General features: G+C 55.9%; 16 protein-coding genes. All 16 read right to left on the bottom strand.

Translation table 11 applies throughout. The features are described 5' to 3' along the window. Window positions 1-216 precede the first annotated feature (216 nt). The 16 genes from cpoB to sdhB all read right to left on the bottom strand — a co-directional run bounded on the left by cpoB (window position 217) and on the right by sdhB (window position 17,486). On the bottom strand, window positions 217-1,011 hold the full coding sequence (gene cpoB, locus ABLX76_RS17470) for a cell division protein CpoB (protein ID WP_086075268.1): 795 nt from the start codon (window positions 1,009-1,011) through the stop codon (window positions 217-219). A gap of 9 nt (window positions 1,012-1,020) precedes the next feature. Then, entirely contained in the window at window positions 1,021-1,545 is a 525-nt protein-coding gene (pal, locus tag ABLX76_RS17465) for a peptidoglycan-associated lipoprotein Pal (protein WP_002895068.1), read from the bottom strand. Between the two features lie 34 nt (window positions 1,546-1,579). Further along, the gene (tolB, locus tag ABLX76_RS17460) at window positions 1,580-2,872 is read right to left on the bottom strand and encodes a Tol-Pal system beta propeller repeat protein TolB (RefSeq protein WP_023288877.1); all 1,293 of its coding nucleotides are present in this window, start codon (window positions 2,870-2,872) and stop codon (window positions 1,580-1,582) included. Window positions 2,873-3,003: 131 nt separating this feature from the next. After that, the gene (gene tolA / locus ABLX76_RS17455) at window positions 3,004-4,320 is read right to left on the bottom strand and encodes a cell envelope integrity protein TolA (RefSeq protein WP_087832756.1); all 1,317 of its coding nucleotides are present in this window, start codon (window positions 4,318-4,320) and stop codon (window positions 3,004-3,006) included. A 99-nt stretch (window positions 4,321-4,419) separates the two neighbouring features. Next, the gene (tolR, locus tag ABLX76_RS17450; RefSeq protein ID WP_002895061.1) at window positions 4,420-4,848 is read right to left on the bottom strand and encodes a colicin uptake protein TolR; all 429 of its coding nucleotides are present in this window, start codon (window positions 4,846-4,848) and stop codon (window positions 4,420-4,422) included. A gap of 3 nt (window positions 4,849-4,851) precedes the next feature. Then, on the bottom strand, window positions 4,852-5,544 hold the full coding sequence (gene tolQ / locus ABLX76_RS17445) for a Tol-Pal system protein TolQ (RefSeq protein ID WP_004152221.1): 693 nt from the start codon (window positions 5,542-5,544) through the stop codon (window positions 4,852-4,854). Beyond that, window positions 5,541-5,945, bottom strand: coding sequence for a tol-pal system-associated acyl-CoA thioesterase (ybgC, locus tag ABLX76_RS17440; protein WP_002895056.1), 405 nt, complete (start codon window positions 5,943-5,945; stop codon window positions 5,541-5,543). Before ybgC ends, tolQ begins: the two co-directional genes overlap by 4 nt. 149 nt (window positions 5,946-6,094) lie before the next feature. Continuing rightward, complete coding sequence (ybgE, locus tag ABLX76_RS17435; protein WP_008805691.1) at window positions 6,095-6,379, bottom strand: cyd operon protein YbgE; 285 nt, start codon at window positions 6,377-6,379, stop codon at window positions 6,095-6,097. Window positions 6,380-6,509: 130 nt separating this feature from the next. Next, the gene (gene cydX / locus ABLX76_RS17430; RefSeq protein ID WP_004100325.1) at window positions 6,510-6,623 is read right to left on the bottom strand and encodes a cytochrome bd-I oxidase subunit CydX; all 114 of its coding nucleotides are present in this window, start codon (window positions 6,621-6,623) and stop codon (window positions 6,510-6,512) included. A gap of 15 nt (window positions 6,624-6,638) precedes the next feature. Next, complete coding sequence (gene cydB / locus ABLX76_RS17425; protein ID WP_004885993.1) at window positions 6,639-7,778, bottom strand: cytochrome d ubiquinol oxidase subunit II; 1,140 nt, start codon at window positions 7,776-7,778, stop codon at window positions 6,639-6,641. 15 nt (window positions 7,779-7,793) lie between these two features. After that, entirely contained in the window at window positions 7,794-9,362 is a 1,569-nt protein-coding gene (cydA, locus tag ABLX76_RS17420; RefSeq protein WP_002895047.1) for a cytochrome ubiquinol oxidase subunit I, read from the bottom strand. Between the two features lie 828 nt (window positions 9,363-10,190). Continuing rightward, entirely contained in the window at window positions 10,191-11,060 is an 870-nt protein-coding gene (gene sucD, locus ABLX76_RS17415; RefSeq protein ID WP_004885990.1) for a succinate--CoA ligase subunit alpha, read from the bottom strand. After that, window positions 11,060-12,226, bottom strand: coding sequence for an ADP-forming succinate--CoA ligase subunit beta (sucC, locus tag ABLX76_RS17410; protein WP_002895039.1), 1,167 nt, complete (start codon window positions 12,224-12,226; stop codon window positions 11,060-11,062). Before sucC ends, sucD begins: the two co-directional genes overlap by 1 nt. A gap of 103 nt (window positions 12,227-12,329) precedes the next feature. Beyond that, window positions 12,330-13,556 (bottom strand): 2-oxoglutarate dehydrogenase complex dihydrolipoyllysine-residue succinyltransferase, encoded by a 1,227-nt coding sequence (odhB, locus tag ABLX76_RS17405; RefSeq protein WP_023288876.1) that lies wholly within the window; start codon window positions 13,554-13,556, stop codon window positions 12,330-12,332. 14 nt (window positions 13,557-13,570) lie between these two features. Then, a complete protein-coding gene (gene sucA / locus ABLX76_RS17400; RefSeq protein ID WP_023288875.1) occupies window positions 13,571-16,378 on the bottom strand; it encodes a 2-oxoglutarate dehydrogenase E1 component in 2,808 nt (935 codons plus the stop codon). Between the two features lie 391 nt (window positions 16,379-16,769). Further along, on the bottom strand, window positions 16,770-17,486 hold the full coding sequence (sdhB, locus tag ABLX76_RS17395; RefSeq protein WP_023288874.1) for a succinate dehydrogenase iron-sulfur subunit SdhB: 717 nt from the start codon (window positions 17,484-17,486) through the stop codon (window positions 16,770-16,772). Window position 17,487 lies beyond the last annotated feature (1 nt).

The following is a 17,487-nucleotide window of genomic DNA, read 5'->3' as shown; positions in this document are numbered from 1 at the left end:
AACCTGCGACCAATTGATTAAAAGTCAACTGCTCTACCAACTGAGCTAACGACCCACTCTGGCGTCGCTTTGGGCTTGTTTGATATCCCTTGGCAACGGCGGCATATATTACTGATTTCAGAATTCAGCGCAACTAAAATTTCGATAAAGATCACTTAACTGCTGGCGATTCAGGCGACAAGACCAGAAATAACGCGATTTCTGGTCATGCCGTAATCAACCAAGAGCATTAAGTCGTTTTTGCGCTTGTTTAGCACCGTCGGTGCCGGGGAATTTGCTGATCACCTGCTGGTAAACCGCTTTCGCTTTCGCGGTATCACCTTTGTCCTGCATGATCACGCCGACCTTAAACATGGCGTCCGGCGCTTTTGGCGATTTCGGGTAGTTCTTCACCACCGAGGCGAAGTAAAACGCCGCATCGTCTTTTTTCCCCTTATTGTAGTTCAACTGTCCGAGCCAATAGTTGGCGTTCGGCTGATAAGTTGAATCCGGGTACTTTTTAACGAAGTTCTGAAACGCCGCCATGGCGTCATCCTGGCGTGAAGCATCCTTCACCAGGGCAATAGCCGCATTGTAATCGGTGTTCGCATCGCCGGTCATCGCCGGCGCGCCTGACGAGGCCGCTGGCGCTGCGCTGGCGGTAGCCGCGCTCTGATCGCCGGAAGACGACGACTGGGCGCCCGCCGCCGCTGCGCCACCTCCGCTCGTCAGCCCGTCAATCTGCAGCAGAATCTGCTTCTGACGCTCAACGATCTGATTCAGCTGATACTGGTTCTCCTGGATCTGACCACGGAGAGAATCAATGTCAGTCTGGTTATCAGAGAGTTGTTGCTGGAGTTGGGTTAAAAGCTGGCTGTGAGCATTGGAAATACGCTCGAGTTGAGTGACACGGTCTTCGACCGAGCCTGAGCCGACACTACTGATTGGCGCCTGAGCAAAAGCGGCCCAAGGGGCCGCTATGCCAACCAGTAACGACAGACTCAATAAATGATGTCTGAAGTTACTGCTCATGCAATTCTCTTAGTAAACCAGTACGGCGCGACGGTTTTTGGCATATGCCGCTTCGTCATGACCCAGTACTGCTGGTTTTTCTTTACCGTAAGAAACGATGGAGATCTGATCGGCAGAAACACCTTTGCCCTGCAGATACATCTTAACGGCGTTAGCACGACGCTCACCCAGCGCGATGTTGTATTCCGGGGTACCGCGCTCATCCGCGTGACCTTCTACAGTCACTTTGTAGGACGGGTTGCTGCGCAGGAAGTTAGCGTGCGCGTCCAGCATTGCAGCGAAGTCAGAACGGATATCGTACTTGTCCAGATCGAAGTAAACGATGTTGTTCTGCTGCAGCTGCTGCATCTGCAGACGAGCTTGCTCTTCAGAAGACATGTTGCCGCCGTTGCCGTTAGCGTCCATACCAGTGCCGGCACCCAGCATGCCTTCACCGCTCTGGTCGTTGCTGGCGTTCTTGTTAGAAGAACATGCCGCGATTGCCATAACCGGCAGAGCGATCATCAGCCCTTTCAGCACTTTGTTCAGTTGCATTTCTTTGATTCCTTTAATAATCAATTATTTATTATCACAGATACGGCGACCAGGCAGGCGATTTTACCTGTCCATCAGTTGCCGGAAGACGCGCTTTGAAACGCCCATCTGTAGAAACCAGATTCAGCACGGATCCCATCCCCTGAGAAGAGCTGTAGATTACCATAGTGCCGTTAGGTGCCAGACTTGGCGTTTCGTCTAAAAACGTTGATGACAGAACCTGTACACCACCCGCTTCCAGATCTTGTTTGGCAATGTGCTGCTGGCCGCCGGCCGAGCTGACCATTACCATCGTTTTACCATCCGCGCTCACGTCAGCGTCCTGGTTCTGCGAACCTTCCCAGGTGATACGCTGCGGCGTGCCGCCATTAATATTGACTTTATACACCTGCGGACGACCGGCCTGGTCAGAGGTAAAGGCCAGGTTCTGGCTGTCCGGGAACCAGCTTGGTTCGGTGTTGTTGCTGCGACCGTTGGTCACCTGACGAATCTGACCCGAGCCCAGATCCATCACGTACAGGTTCAGGCTACCGGTTTTCGACAGCGCGAAGGCCAGTTTAGAACCATCCGGCGAGAACGCCGGCGCGCCGTTGTGCTGCGGGAAGGAGGCAATCTGACGCACAGCGCCGTTCGCCAGAGTCTGCACCACCAGCGCAGAGCGACCGCTCTCGAAGGTGACGTAAGCCAGTTTTGAACCGTCCGGTGACCAGGCCGGGGACATCAGCGGCTGGGAGGAGCGGTGAACCACAAACTGGTTGTAGCCATCATAATCGGAAACGCGCAGCTCATACGGGAACTGACCGCCATTGGTCTGCACCACGTAGGCGATACGAGTCCGGAAGGCGCCTTTAATACCGGTCAGCTTTTCAAATACCGCGTCGCTGGCAGTGTGCGCGGCATAGCGCAGGTACTGTTTAGTGACTTTGAAAGAGCCTTGCGCCAGCGTTGTGCCCGGCGCACCGCCGGTATCCACCAGCTGATACGCTACCTGATAAGAACCATCCGGGTTTGACGTCACCTGGCCGACGACCACGGCGTCAATACCCAGCGCAGACCAGGCAGCAGGCTGCACTTCCTGGGCACTGGTCGGCTGCTGCGGCAGACGCGAGCGATCCAGCGGGTTGAATTTACCGCTGTTGCGCAGGTCAGCCGCCACGATACCGCCGACATCTTCCGGCGCAGCGCCCTGGCCGGCCCACTGGAACGGTACCACGCCGATGGGGCGCGCCGAGTCCACCCCCTGGGTGATCTCGATACGTACTTCTGCGTGCAGCACCGCCGCCCACAGCATTAAAAAACCAAATGCTACTCGTAATGCCTGCTTCATCATATCTCCCTTATCCGGGCGAAAAGCCCACGATAATTTAGCAGAATGTTAACAAACTCAAATACACAAAACTACCAAAACCCATGACCGCCCTATTTTCTTTCCCCCCGCTGACGCGGGGGGAAAAGCGCTTAAGGTTTGAAGTCCAGTGGCGCATTTTTGAACGTTTCATAAACAGCCTGCGACGGCGGTTTAGGGAATTTGCTCATCCGACTGGTGGCCGCCAGCATTTGCTGGCAGAACGCCGGATCGCCGCCTTCCGATTTGACACTCAACAACGTTCCATCCTGAGCCAGGTTTACGCGCAACGTACATACTTTACCCTTGTACGTATCCCAGTCATAGAGATGTCCTTTAATCGCGGCCTGCACCTGCGAAATATAGCTGGCAATCTCCGCCTGAGACGCACCGCCCTGCCCCGGTTTACTTCCTTTAGCAGGTGAAGAGCCCCCTGTGCTACCGCTGGTGCTACCTTTCGGCGCATTCTTACCTGAACTCAGATCGCCGAGCAGGTCGTCAACGCCGTCCGCTTCTTTCGCGGCAGCCGCTTTCTTCGCTGCCGCGGCTTTTGCTGCTGCCGCTTTGGCCGCTTTATCGGCCGCCGCCTTCTCAGCAGCAGCCGCTTTGGCTGCCGCGGCTTTTTCAGCTGCGGCGGCTTTCTCGGCGGCGGCCTTCTCCGCGGCCGCTTTTTGCGCGGCGGCTTTTTCTGCTGCCGCTTTTTCAGCCGCTGCCTGCTTAGCCGCTTCCTGCTGGGCCTTCTTCTCCGCTTCCTGTTGCGCTTTCTTCGCCGCTGCCGCTTCCGCTTTCTTCTGCGCCTCTGCCGCGGCTTTCGCCGCTTCGGCTTCCGCCTGTTTCTTCGCATCGGCAGCCGCTTTCGCGGCGGCAGCTTCGGCCTGTTTCTTCGCGTCAGCAGCCGCTTTCGCTGCCGCCAGTTCAGCCGCTTTCGCCTGGGCATCCGCCTTCGCTTTCGCCTCGGCGGCCGCTTTGGCCGCCGCTTCCTGCGCTTCTTTGGCCTGCGCATCCGCTTTAGCTTTCGCCGCCGCGGCAGCCTTGGCAGCGGCTTCCTCAGCCTGCTTCTGTTGTTCCTTCGCTTCTTTCGCCGCTTCCTGCGCCTGCAGCCGCTCCTGTTCGAGCTGTTTCAGCCGTTCCTGTTCCGCCGCCTGCTTCTCACGTAACTCTTCCGCCTGCTGCTGCGCCTGTTTTTCACGCTGTTCAGCGGCGCGACGTGCGCTGGCCTGCTGCTGTTGCTGACGGTTATAATTGTTTACCACCGCCCCCGGATCGACCATGACGGCATCAATCGACGATCCCCCGCCGCCGCCGGCAGAGGCATCCAGATGCTCGTCAAACGAACTCCAGATCAGCAGCGCGATCAGTATGATGTGCAGCGCGACTGAAATGATGATCGCTCGTTTAAGCTTGTCGTTTTGTTCGGTTGCCTTTGACACTATCGGTTCCCAAAAACTGTTCGCCTGTACCCGCGATGCGCACCGACGGCGAGCGATACTCGCCGCCGAACGCCGTGCGGACGCACCTACCTGAAGCGATTAAATAGGTTTGGTCATCAAGCCGACCGATTTAACCCCTGCGCTATGCAACAGGTTCAGCGCTTTAATAATTTCATCGTAAGGGACGTCTTTCGCACCGCCGATCAGGAATACCGTTTTCTCATTGGCTTCAAGACGACGCTTCGCTTCGGCAATCACCTGCTCCGGCGGCAGCTGGGACAGCGTCTCCTGCCCCACTTTCACGCTGTACTGCCCTACCCCGGAGACTTCCACAATCACCGGCGGATCGTCATTGCTTTTCACCGCTTGCGATTCCGTGGCGTCCGGCAGATCGACTTCCACGCTCTGCGTAATGATCGGCGCCGTTGCCATAAAGATCAGCAACAGCACCAGCAGGACATCCAGCAGCGGAACGATGTTGATCTCGGACTTCAGTTCGCGACGTCCGCGTCCACGTGCTCTGGCCATGGCTTACCCCTTATTGCTTTCGCTGGTGGTAAAGGCCTGACGGTGCAGAATAGCGGTGAACTCTTCCATAAAGTTGTCGTAATTCAGTTCAAGCTTGTTCACCCGCTGGTTCAGGCGGTTGTACGCCATCACCGCCGGGATAGCGGCGAACAGACCGATCGCGGTGGCGATCAGCGCTTCGGCGATACCCGGTGCCACCATCTGCAGGGTGGCCTGCTTCACCGCGCCAAGGGCGATAAAGGCGTGCATGATCCCCCAGACGGTGCCGAACAGACCGATATACGGGCTGATGGAGCCTACGGTGCCGAGGAACGGAATATGGGTCTCCAGCGTTTCCAGCTCGCGGTTCATCGAAATACGCATCGCGCGCGATGCCCCTTCGACGATCGCCTCCGGCGCATGGCTGTTGGCCCGATGCAAGCGCGCAAACTCTTTGAAGCCGCTGTAGAAGATCTGCTCCGAACCGGTCAGATTATCGCGACGCCCCTGGCTCTCCTGATACAAACGGGACAGTTCAATCCCGGACCAGAATTTGTCCTCGAACGCTTCAGCTTCGCGCGCGGCCGAGTTAAGGATACGCGTTCTCTGAATAATGATAGCCCAGGAAGCGATAGAAAAACCAATCAAAATCAACATGATAAGTTTAACCAGAAGGCTCGCCTTCAGGAACAAATCAAGGATATTCATGTCAGTCACTGCTTAAACTCCGCGACAATAGACTTGGGAAGCGCACGTGGCTTCATTAAGAGTGGATCAACGCACACAATGAGAACCTCAGCTTCGTTTAACACTGTATTCTCGGCGTTGACGATTCGCTGCGTGAAAACCAAAGAGGTGCCGCGCATCGAGGTAATTTCCGTCTGGACTTCGAGCATGTCGTCGAGTCTGGCGGGGGCAAAATACTCCAGCGTCATTTTGCGAACCACGAAGGCAACGCGTTCAGCCAACAGAACCTGTTGACTAAAGTGATGGTGGCGCAGCATCTCTGTGCGTGCTCTTTCATAAAAAGCGACGTAACTGGCGTGGTAAACCACACCACCGGCGTCGGTATCTTCGTAGTAGACCCGAACCGGCCATCGAAACAGCGTTGTATTCACTTTACATCCCGGTAATGCAAAAAAAGGTTAGAGCTTTCAAACTTCGCTACTATACGCGCGGGAAAGGTGGTTTGGAATGGGGGAAAGTAAACGGGGAGTAAATTTTTATGGGCTTATGCAAGCCCATAGCATTAACAGAGATCTCTTATTCAAAAGAAGAAAAAGAAGAGACCTAAAGCGAGCACGATATCAGCGATAAGCGGACAAAAAATCCCCTGCCAGTGAACGGCACGCGGGCGGAAGCCCACGCCGTGAATTACGCCGCTGCAAACCGCCCACATCAGCAAGAAACCGTGCCAGATTTCCAGCTCGCTGGTCTTCGCGGCAAAGCGCGACGGATCCCAGAAAATGCAGCCTGCCAGCAGCAGCGCCATCAACAAGGAAAGCGCCCTTAACGGGCGCTTGTCCATTATCGCATACATATACTTTATCATTCACGTCGCCTCTTTGTTGGCTCCGTCTGCTTACCCCAGTCACTTACTGGTGTAAGCTCCTGGGGATTCACAGACTTGCCGCCTCGATGCAACCCGAATGATTTCGTATATCGCATCACGATAATACTCATCAGTGTTCTTCTTTACCTGCTTTGGTGGCTTCCACGTGCTCAAGCGCCAGCGCGGTAATCACCCCAAAGGCACAGGCAAGAAGCGTTCCCAAAATCCATGCGAAGTACCACATATATAGCTCCTTACCTTAGTACAGCGAGTGGGTGTTCTTTTCGATGTCTTCACGGGTGATGCGGCCAAACATCTTCCAGTAACACCAGCTGGTGTAGCCCAGAATGATCGGCACGAAGACAATCGCCACGTAGGTCATCAGGTTCAGCGTCCGCTGGCTGGAGGTCGCGTCCCACATCGTCAGGCTGGCGTTCAGCATGGTGCTGGACGGCATGATGAACGGGAACATCGCGATACCGGCAGTCAGAATGATGCAGGCCAGGGTCAGCGAGGAGAACAGGAATGCCCATGCGCCTTTATCCGCTTTGGTCGAAACGACGGTCAGCAGCGGCAGCACCACGCCCAGGGCAGGGATCGCCCACAGCGCTGGCATATTGTTAAAGTTCACCATCCACGCGCCAGCTTCACGCACCACTTCTTTGGTCAGCGGGTTAGACGGGCCGGTATGGTCAATTACCGATTTCACCACATAGCCGTCGATGCCGTAGTAGACCCACACGCCCGCCAGCGCGAAGCAGACCAGCGTCACCAGCGCCGCCACCGTGGAGACGGTGCGGGTGCGCAGATGCAGTTCGCCTACGGTACGCATCTGCAGGTAGGTCGCGCCCTGGGTGAGGATCATCGCCACGCTGACAATACCGGCCAGCAGACCAAACGGGTTCAGCAGCTGGAAGAAGTTACCGGTATAGAACAGACGCAGGTATTCGTCGACATGGAACGGCACGCCCTGCAGCAGGTTGCCGAAGGCCACGCCAATCACCAGCGGCGGCACGAAGCTGCCGATGAAGATGCCCCAGTCCCACATGTTGCGCCAGCGGGTGTCCTCGATCTTGGAACGGTAGTCGAAACCGACCGGACGGAAGAACAACGAGGCCAGCACCAGAATCATCGCCACATAGAAACCGGAGAACGCCGCGGCGTAGACCATCGGCCAGGCAGCGAACAGCGCGCCGCCGGCGGTGATCAGCCACACCTGGTTACCGTCCCAGTGCGGGGCGATGGCGTTGATCATAATCCGACGCTCGGTGTCGTTACGGCCGAGGAAGCGGGTGAGCATGCCCACCCCCATGTCGAACCCGTCGGCGACGGCGAAGCCAATCAGCAGGATGCCAATCAGCAGCCACCAGATAAAACGCAATACTTCATAATCGATCATTTGACGACTCCTGTCTTAGCGTGCCGACTGAATAGCCGCAGAGGACTGTTCAAAGTGATAGCGGCCGGTTTTCAGGCTGCTAGGTCCTTTGCGGGCAAACTTGAACATCAGGAACAGTTCAGCCACCAGGAACAGCGTGTACAGACCGCAGATCAGCAACATAGAGAAGATCAGATCGCCCGCGGTCAGCGACGAGTTGGCCACCGCCGTCGGCAGGACTTCACCAATCGCCCACGGCTGACGGCCGTATTCGGCAACAAACCAGCCCGACTCCACGGCAATCCACGGCAGCGGCAGGCCATAGAACGCGGCGCGCAGCAGCCATTTTTTCTCGCCGATACGGTTACGAATCACGCTCCAGAAGGAGGCGCCGATAATCAACAGCATCAGGATGCCGCACGCCACCATGATACGGAAGGCGAAGTACAGCGGTGCGACGCTTGGAATAGAGTCTTTGGTGGCTTTGGCGATCTGCTCTTCCGTGGCGTCAGCGACGTTCGGGGTATAGCGTTTCAGCAGCAGACCATAGCCGAGATCTTTCTTCACGTTATTGAACTGGTCGCGAACGGCCTGGTCGGTGGAACCGGCGCGCAGTTGCTCCAGCAGCGCGTAGGCTTTCATGCCGTTACGGATACGCTCTTCGTGCTGAACCATCAGATCCTTCAGACCGATAACCGGCTTATCCACCGAGCGGGTGGCAATGATGCCCAGCGCGTAGGGGATCTGGATGGCGAAGTGGTTGGTTTGCGCATTCTGATCGGGAATACCAAACAGGGTAAAGGCCGCCGGCGCAGGCTGGGTTTCCCACTCTGCTTCGATAGCCGCCAGTTTGGTTTTCTGCACGTCACCCATTTCGTAACCGGATTCGTCACCCAGCACAATAACGGACAGGATCGCCGCCATACCGAAGCTGGCTGCGATGGCGAAGGAGCGCTTAGCAAAGGCAAAGTCACGGCCTTTCAGCATGTACCAGGAGCTGATAGCCAGGATAAACATCGCACCGGTGACATAACCAGACGCCACAGTGTGAACGAATTTCACCTGAGCAACCGGGTTGAGCACCAGCTCGGAGAAGCTGACCATCTCCATACGCATGGTTTCAAAGTTGAAGTCCGATGCGATAGGGTTCTGCATCCAGCCGTTAGCGACGAGGATCCACAGCGCGGAGAGGTTGGAGCCCAGAGCGACCAGCCAGGTGACGGCCATGTGCTGAACTTTACCCAGACGATCCCAACCGAAGAAGAACAGACCTACAAAGGTGGATTCGAGGAAGAAGGCCATCAGACCTTCAATGGCCAGCGGCGCACCGAAGATATCGCCCACGTAGTGTGAGTAATACGACCAGTTAGTCCCGAACTGGAACTCCATGGTCAGACCGGTCGCCACACCCAGCGCGAAGTTGATACCAAACAACTTGCCCCAGAATTTGGTCATATCTTTATAAATCTGTTTGCCGGAAAGGACGTAGACCGTTTCCATGATGGCCAGCAGGAACGCCATACCGAGCGTCAGTGGCACAAACAGGAAGTGGTACATCGCGGTCAAGGCAAACTGTAAGCGCGACAGTTCGACTATATCTAACATCATGACTCCTTGCTCATCGCATGAAGACTCCGAAAATGAACCGAGAAGCTCTGGCTCATACGCATGCCCCAATACAAATTTTTATTTGTCGCCCGCCCGGAGCGGGTTTCAACCGAAAGTGAAACCACGCCAGGACAAGGTTACAAATACGTTAACGAAAAACCCAATTGATTCCCCAATATATTACGCCGCAATAACCTTACAATAAATATGTTTTTATTGTTCCAGTTTTACATTTTTCGACGGTGATCAATATATAGCGAAGATGGCCGGTTTAGGCCAATTTGACTTGAGACAATTTAACGTTTTTTGAAGGATTTTTCCAAGCATTAAGTATTGATATAAATCAATTTTTACTCTACGTGTTAATTATGTAGCTCAATAAAGAATATTGGTAAACCCAATGTTAATGCTGTGTTTAAAGTATGCCTTGATTGGTTACTAAAAAGGGAAAGATGAGAATCATAGGTAATATTATTTAACGCCACAGGAAAAAAATAAAAAAAAGAGCCGATCCGATTAATGCTAGACCGCTCACAGTATTTTTTCCTGCTTTCTTCTCCCCTCCCCCACTCTTTTTTTTACTGTCTGTTTCGTTACCCTGCGGTACGACCAGGGCAAATTTTCATTTCCGACAACCGCGCGTCGATAATATTTATGAAATAATTCATAAAATCAATATGATAGATAAGGTTTTTGCCAAACGCAGAGTTTACTGACGCAGCGGCGTACGGAAGAAGCGGACAACGGCCAAAAAAAAGGCCACCTGACGGTGGCCAACCATGTCGAAATCGGACAGATTTCTGCTTGCGGATAAGCAGAGAGGGTTTACTTGATGATAGCTTTCAGCGCTTCGCCGATATCGGCCAGGCTGCGAACGGTTTTCACACCGGCTGCTTCCAGGGCTGCGAATTTCTCATCGGCAGTACCTTTACCGCCAGCGATGATGGCGCCAGCATGGCCCATACGCTTGCCCTTCGGCGCGGTCACGCCGGCGATGTAACCGACAACCGGCTTGGTCACGTGCTCTTTGATGTAGGCAGCCGCTTCTTCTTCCGCGCTACCGCCGATCTCACCGATCATCACAATCGCTTCGGTCTGCGGGTCTTCCTGGAACAGCTTCAGGATATCGATGAAGTTAGAGCCCGGGATCGGGTCGCCGCCGATACCGACGCAGGTAGACTGACCGAAGCCATAGTCGGTGGTCTGCTTAACTGCTTCATAGGTCAGGGTACCGGAACGGGAAACGATGCCCACTTTACCCGGCTTGTGAATGTGACCCGGCATGATGCCGATTTTGCATTCGCCCGGCGTGATCACGCCTGGGCAGTTCGGGCCGATCATACGCACGCCCGCTTCGTCCAGTTTCACTTTCACGGTCAGCATATCCAGCGTCGGGATACCTTCGGTGATGGTGATAATCAGCTTAATGCCCGCGTCAATCGCTTCCAGAATGGAATCTTTGCAGAACGGCGCCGGAACGTAGATCACGGTCGCGGTGGCGCCGGTCGCTTCAACGGCTTCGCGCACGGTGTTGAACACCGGCAGGCCCAGGTGAGTGGTGCCGCCTTTGCCTGGCGTCACGCCGCCAACCATTTGCGTACCGTAAGCGATCGCTTGTTCAGAGTGGAAGGTCCCCTGGCTACCGGTGAAGCCCTGGCAGATAACCTTGGTATCTTTATTAATTAAAACTGACATTATTTCCCCTCCACTGCGGCAACAACCTGCTGTGCTGCGTCCGTCAGACTTTTCGCTGCAATAATATTCAGGCCGCTGTCAGCCAGTTTTTTCGCGCCCAGTTCGGCGTTGTTACCTTCCAGACGAACCACGACCGGAACGTTAACCCCAACTTCCGCTACCGCACCGATGATGCCGTCAGCGATCAGGTCGCAACGTACGATACCGCCGAAGATGTTCACCAGCACCGCTTTCACATTGTCATCAGAGAGGATGATTTTGAACGCTTCGGTGACGCGCTCTTTGGTCGCACCGCCGCCCACGTCGAGGAAGTTAGCCGGTTCGCCGCCGTGCAGTTTAACGATGTCCATGGTACCCATCGCCAGGCCTGCGCCGTTAACCATGCAGCCGATGTTGCCGTCCAGCGCGACGTAGTTCAGTTCCCACTGCGCCGCCTGCGCTTCACGCGGATCTTCCTGCGACTGGTCGCGCATTTCGCGCAGATCCGGCTGGCGGAACAGCGCGTTGCCGTCAGCGCCCAGTTTGCCGTCGAGGCAGATCAGGTCGCCCTGCTTAGTGATAACCAGCGGGTTGATTTCGATCAGCGCCAGGTCGCGCTCCAGGAAAATGGTCGCCAGACCCATGAAGATCTTGGTGAACTGCTGAACCTGTTTACCTTCCAGACCCAGTTTGAACGCCAGTTCACGACCTTGATAAGGCATCGGGCCCGCCAGCGGATCGATGGCGATCTTGTGGATCAGGTGCGGGGTCTCTTCCGCCACTTTTTCGATTTCCACGCCGCCTTCGGTAGAGGCCATGAACACTACGCGACGGGAGCTACGGTCCACGACCGCGCCCAGGTACAGCTCTTTGTCAATATCGGTCGCCGCTTCAACCAGGATCTGGTTAACCGGCTGGCCGTTCGCATCTGTTTGATAGGTCACCAGACGTTTGCCCAGCCAGTGCTCGGCAAATGCGCGGATCTCTTCTTTGCTCTTCACCACTTTCACACCGCCCGCTTTGCCGCGGCCACCAGCGTGAACCTGACATTTCACTACCCACGGACCCGCGCCGATTTTTGAAGCGGCTTCTTCTGCTTCACGCGGAGTAGTACAGGCATAACCCACCGGCGCCGGTAAGCCATAGCGGGCAAAAAGTTGTTTTGCCTGATATTCATGTAAGTTCATGTGTTCAGTCCATCCTTCAGGGTGTAATTATCTTTAAACCTGTAGGCCTGATAACGGCGTTAACGCGTGTTATCCGGCCTACGGTAGGTAATACGCTTGCTGACTACACGTCCAGCAGCAGACGGGTCGGATCTTCCAGCAGCTCTTTAATCGCCACCAGGAAGCCTACCGATTCACGTCCGTCGATCAGACGGTGGTCGTAGGAGAGCGCCAGGTACATCATCGGCAGGATCTCTACCTTGCCATTCACCGCCATCGGACGGTCTTTAATGGCATGCATACCCAGGATGGCGCTCTGCGGTGGGTTGATGATCGGCGTGGACATCAGGGAGCCGAACACGCCGCCGTTGGTAATGGTGAAGTTACCGCCGGTCAGGTCGTCTACGGTCAGCTTGCCGTCACGGCCTTTCACCGCCAACTCTTTAATATTCTTTTCGATATCCGCCATGCCCAGCAGGTCAACGTCACGCAGAACCGGGGTGACCAGGCCGCGTGGAGTGGATACGGCCATGCTGACGTCGAAGTAGTTGTGGTACACCACGTCGTCGCCATCGATAGAGGCGTTCACTTCCGGATAGCGTTTCAGCGCTTCCACGACCGCTTTCACGTAGAAGGACATAAAGCCCAGACGGATGCCGTGACGTTTTTCGAACGCGTCGCCGTACTGCTTACGCAGATCCATGATTGGCTTCATGTTGACTTCGTTGAACGTGGTCAGCATGGCGGTGGAGTTTTTCGCTTCCAGCAGACGCTCGGCCACACGTTTACGCAGGCGGGTCATCGGGACGCGTTTTTCAGAGCGGTGGCCGAGCTGCGGCGCCGGCGCGGCTGCCGGGGCAGCGGCTGGCGCTTTGGCTTCTGCCGCCGCCGGGGCTTTCGCCAGATGTTTCTCTACATCTTCGCGGGTCAGGCGGCCGCCGACGCCGGTGCCTTTGATGGCCGCCGCGTCGAGGTTGTGTTCAGCCAGCAGACGACGGATCGCCGGGCTCAGCGCATCGTTGTTCTGCTCTTCCAGAGAGGCCTGCTGACGCTGCGCCGGCGTGGACGCTTTCGCATCGGCTTTTTCGCTGCTTTCTTTACCTGCGCTGTTACCTTCGCGCAGGCGGCCAAGGATCTGGCGAGACAGGACGGTAGCGCCCTCGTCTTCCAGCACTGCATCCAGAATGCCGTCCGCTGATGCCGGTACTTCCAGTACCACTTTGTCAGTTTCGATTTCGACCAGGACTTCGTCACGGACGACCGCGTCGCCCGGTTTTTTGTGCCAGGTGGCGACGGTTGCGTCAGCTACGGACTCAGGCAGGTCGGGAACCAGAATATCTACGCTACTCATTGTGTATCCTTTAATTAATCGACGTTCAGCGCGTCATTGACCAGATCTTGTTGCTGTTTCTGGTGAACGGACATATACCCTACCGCCGGAGAGGCGGAGGCCGGGCGGCCTGCATAACGCAGAGAGGCCCCAAACGGAATCACTTCACGGAAGTGATGCTGGCTGCAGTACCATGCGCCCTGGTTGAGCGGCTCTTCCTGGCACCAGACAAAATCATGTACGTGCGCATACGCTTTCAGCGCATCCTGCACCGCCTGATGCGGGAACGGATAGAGCTGCTCGATACGAACGATAGCGACATCTTTTTGCTCGTTTTTACGGCGCTGTTCCAGCAGGTCGTAGTAAACCTTACCAGAGCACAGCACCACGCGCTTCACAGCCTGCGGATCAAGTTGATCGATTTCACCGATGGCCGGCAGGAAAGTGCCGTTCGCCAGCTCATCCATGCTGGAGACCGCCAGCGGATGACGCAGCAGCGACTTCGGCGACATCACCACCAGCGGACGACGCATACCGCGCAGCGCCTGACGACGCAGCATGTGGTACACCTGCGCCGGCGTGGACGGCACGCATACCTGCATATTCTGCTCAGCGCACAGCTGCAGATAACGCTCCAGACGGGCGGAGGAGTGCTCCGGGCCCTGGCCTTCGTAGCCGTGCGGCAGGAGCATCACCAGGCCGCACATCCGGCCCCACTTCTGCTCACCGGAGGAGATGAACTGGTCGATCACCACCTGCGCGCCGTTGGCGAAGTCGCCAAACTGCGCTTCCCAGATGGTCAGGGTGCGCGGCTCTGCAGTGGCGTAACCATATTCAAACGCCAGCACCGCTTCTTCAGACAGCACGGAGTCCCAAACGCGGAACTGGCCCTGACCGTTATGGACATGCTGCAGCGGGGTGTAGGTTGAACCATTGGTCTGGTTATGGATCACCGCATGACGGTGGAAGAAGGTGCCGCGACCGGAGTCTTCCCCGGACAGACGCACCGGAATACCTTCGTCAACCAGCGTGGCGTAGGCCAGGTTTTCAGCGCCGCCCCAATCGAACAGCTTCTCACCTGCCGCCATCGCCTGGCGGTCGGCGTAAATTTTCGCCACGCGGGACTGCATTTCGATACCTTCCGGCACCGTGCTGATGCGTTTGGCCAGCTCCTGCAGACGCTTCGGCTCCACTTTATCCGGATAGCTCTCGTCCCACTCATGGTTGAGGTACGGCGACCAGGTAAAGGAGTGCATGTTCATCGGACGCCATTCCTTCACCACGCATTCGCCGGCATCCAGCGCATCGCGGTAGAGGTTAACCTGCTCGGTAGCATCTTCCAGGGTCGCGACCTTGTCCTGCTCCAGCTTGTCAGCATAGATTTTGCGCGGGGTCGGGTGCTTTTTGATCTTCTGATACATCAGCGGCTGGGTTGCGCTCGGCTCATCGGCTTCGTTATGGCCGTGACGGCGGTAGCACACCAGGTCGATGAAGACATCGCGTTTGAAGGTATTGCGGAAATCCAGCGCCAGACGGGTGACGAAAGCGACCGCTTCCGGATCGTCGGCGTTGACGTGGAAAATCGGCGCCTGCACCATTTTACCGATGTCGGTGCAGTACGGGGTCGAACGCGCATCCAGCGGGTTAGAGGTCGTGAAGCCCACCTGGTTGTTGATAACGATGCGCACGGTCCCGCCCACTTCGTAACCGCGGGCTTTGGACATGTTCAGGGTTTCCTGAACCACGCCCTGGCCGGTCACCGCGGCGTCGCCATGGATAGTGATCGGCAGAACCTTGTTGCTGCTCGGCTCGTCCAGACGATCCAGACGGGCGCGTACGGAACCGATCACCACCGGGCTGACGATCTCGAGGTGCGACGGGTTAAACGCCAGCGCCAGGTGCACCAGACCGCCTTCGGTTTCTATATCGGAAGAGAAGCCCATGTGGTACTTCACATCGCCGGTACCGAGGTGTTCTTTATGTTTGCCGGCAAACTCGTCGAACAGGTCCTGCGGTTTTTTACCCAGCACGTTGACCAGCACGTTGAGACGGCCACGGTGCGCCATGCCCAGCACCACTTCACGGGTGCCGCTCTTACCCGCATGGCGGATCATCTCTTTGAGCATGGGGATCAGGGCGTCGCCACCCTCCAGCGAGAAGCGCTTCGCCCCCGGGAATTTGGCGCCGAGGTAGCGCTCCAGCCCTTCCGCGGCAGTCAGTTCGCCGAGGAAACGTTTTTTCTCTTCCGCGGTAAAGCTCGCTTTGCCGGCTACCGATTCAATGCGCTGCTGGATCCAGCGTTTTTCTTCGGTAGAGGTGATATGCATATATTCCGCGCCGATGGAGCCGCAGTAGGTTTGCTTAAGGGCGGCAATCAGCTCGCCCAGCTTCATCGTGTCTTTACCGATGGCAAATGAACCTACGTTATAGCTTTCCTGGAAATCGGCCTCGGTCAGATCGTGGTAGGCCGGATCGAGATCCGCCACTCTCTCTTGCTTCCACAGCCCCAGCGGATCGAGATTCGCATGCTGGTGGCCACGGAAACGGTATGCGTTGATAAGCTGCAGGACTTTAACCTGCTTCACATTGGTGTCTGGGTCGGAAATCGAAGAAGTGTAACGTGAGGCATCCTTCGCCAGTCGACGGAAATAATCACGCGTTTTGGAATGAAATTGATCCGGTTTAACTCCGGTGCCAGGTAACTGCTGGAACATTGAACGCCAGTTGGCGTCAACAGAGTCAGGATCGGTTAAGAAGTCTTCATAGAGCTGTTCTATCCAGCTCTGGTTCGAACCAGAGAGATAAGAAGAGTCCAGCCAGGCTTTCATTGCGCCGTTCTGCATCGTGATCCCTTAAGCATTCATATGCTTATTTCGCCGTAGAAACTACCACGCACACCGAGTGCACGTGCCGGGGTTCACTTGTTGCGGACGAGTTGTGGTTTCTATCCGCTAAGGAACCTTTAAAAACTGCCATTAATCTTCGGCGTTCAGGCTGCGGTTGCGTTAGCTGCCTTCACTTACCCCGGTCACATAGTTCACTATGCTCCCTGGGATGCGTTCAGTTGCCGCCTTACCTCGCTCTGAACGCCTTGATTACTGGTACATATTTGGCGGTTTTTAAAGATTTCCTGCTATATCTATTGCCTGATGGCGCTTCGCTTATCAGGCCTACAAAATATGCTCCTGTAGGCCGGATAAGACGTTTACGTCGCCATCCGGCAACTAAAACAACTTACGCGCTGCGCTGCAGCAGCATCGACTTAATATGGCCGATGGCGCGCGTCGGGTTCAGCCCCTTAGGACACACACTGACGCAGTTCATAATGCTGTGACAGCGGAATACGCTGAAAGCATCGCTCAGGCCGTCCAGACGCTCGCTGGTTTCGGTATCGCGACTGTCGATCAGGAAGCGATACGCGGCCAGCAGGCCTGCCGGGCCGATGAACTTGTCCGGGTTCCACCAGAACGACGGGCACGAGGTCGAACAACATGCGCACAGAATACACTCGTACAGGCCATCGAGCTTCTCACGCTGCTCAGGCATCTGCAGATGCTCGCGAGCCGGAGGATTTTGCCCATTATTCAACAAGTAAGGCTTAATCTTCTCATATTGTGCATAGAATTGCCCCATGTCCACCACCAAATCACGGATAACCGGTAATCCTGGCAGCGGGCGGATAACAATCTTCTTGCCCGGCTGATTCAGCGCGGAGATCGGCGTGATGCACGCCAGACCGTTTTTCCCGTTCATGTTCAGGCCATCGGAACCGCAGACCCCTTCACGGCAGGAGCGGCGGAACGACAGCGACGGATCTTTTTCTTTCAGCTGGATCAGCGCATCCAGCAGCATCATGTCACGACCTTCTTCCGCGTCGAGGGTGTAATCCTGCATGTGCGGAGCGTCGTCAACATCCGGGTTATAGCGATAAATTGAAAACTCGAGTTTCATT

It is taken from the genome of Klebsiella sp. JB_Kp004, assembly GCF_040065795.1.
Classification (GTDB): Bacteria; Pseudomonadota; Gammaproteobacteria; order Enterobacterales; family Enterobacteriaceae; genus Klebsiella; species Klebsiella quasipneumoniae.
This window is presented reverse-complemented; position numbering and strand designations above follow the sequence as displayed.

Coding starts and splice junctions, on each gene's coding strand:
- cydX (WP_004100325.1), bottom strand. CDS start 6,623: ATGTGGTACTTCGCATGGATTTTGGGAACGCTTCTTGCCTGTGCCTTT.
- ybgE (WP_008805691.1), bottom strand. CDS start 6,379: ATGATAAAGTATATGTATGCGATAATGGACAAGCGCCCGTTAAGGGCG.
- sdhB (WP_023288874.1), bottom strand. CDS start 17,486: ATGAAACTCGAGTTTTCAATTTATCGCTATAACCCGGATGTTGACGAC.
- sucD (WP_004885990.1), bottom strand. CDS start 11,060: ATGTCAGTTTTAATTAATAAAGATACCAAGGTTATCTGCCAGGGCTTC.
- tolR (WP_002895061.1), bottom strand. CDS start 4,848: ATGGCCAGAGCACGTGGACGCGGACGTCGCGAACTGAAGTCCGAGATC.
- sucA (WP_023288875.1), bottom strand. CDS start 16,378: ATGCAGAACGGCGCAATGAAAGCCTGGCTGGACTCTTCTTATCTCTCT.
- cydB (WP_004885993.1), bottom strand. CDS start 7,778: ATGATCGATTATGAAGTATTGCGTTTTATCTGGTGGCTGCTGATTGGC.
- tolB (WP_023288877.1), bottom strand. CDS start 2,872: ATGAAGCAGGCATTACGAGTAGCATTTGGTTTTTTAATGCTGTGGGCG.
- cpoB (WP_086075268.1), bottom strand. CDS start 1,011: ATGAGCAGTAACTTCAGACATCATTTATTGAGTCTGTCGTTACTGGTT.
- odhB (WP_023288876.1), bottom strand. CDS start 13,556: ATGAGTAGCGTAGATATTCTGGTTCCCGACCTGCCTGAGTCCGTAGCT.
- pal (WP_002895068.1), bottom strand. CDS start 1,545: ATGCAACTGAACAAAGTGCTGAAAGGGCTGATGATCGCTCTGCCGGTT.
- sucC (WP_002895039.1), bottom strand. CDS start 12,226: ATGAACTTACATGAATATCAGGCAAAACAACTTTTTGCCCGCTATGGC.
- cydA (WP_002895047.1), bottom strand. CDS start 9,362: ATGTTAGATATAGTCGAACTGTCGCGCTTACAGTTTGCCTTGACCGCG.